This window comes from Streptomyces sp. BE303 (genome assembly GCF_036290945.1).
GTDB lineage: Bacteria > Actinomycetota > Actinomycetes > Streptomycetales > Streptomycetaceae > Kitasatospora.
This window is the reverse complement of the sequence record NZ_JAQYWZ010000257.1, coordinates 1-286: the sequence shown is the minus strand read 5'-3', so window position 1 is coordinate 286 and position 286 is coordinate 1. Positions and strand designations below refer to the sequence as shown.

Genomic DNA, 286 nt, shown 5'->3' with positions numbered 1-286 from the left:
CCAGCGATTGGGACGAAGTCGTAACAAGGTAGCCGTACCGGAAGGTGCGGCTGGATCACCTCCTTTCTAAGGAGCACATGGCCGCTTGCAGGCGAATGTTCTGCACGGTCGCTCATGGGTGGAACGTTGACTATTCGGCACGCTAGGTAAGGCCTGTTAGTACTGCTTCGGCGTGGAACACAGTGCGTTGTCTGGCGTGTCGGGCACGTTGTTGGGTCCTGAGGGAACGGCCGTATGGTCTGTTTCTTCAGTACTGCCGGTCTCATGCGAGGCGGTCCTTCGGGGT

At 58.4% G+C, this 286-nt stretch carries 1 rRNA gene; it reads left to right on the top strand.

Annotated elements, in window-relative coordinates:
• Window positions 1-66, top strand: a 16S ribosomal RNA gene (locus PUR56_RS01860); the annotation flags it as partial.
• Between the last annotated feature and the right edge of the window lie 220 nt (window positions 67-286).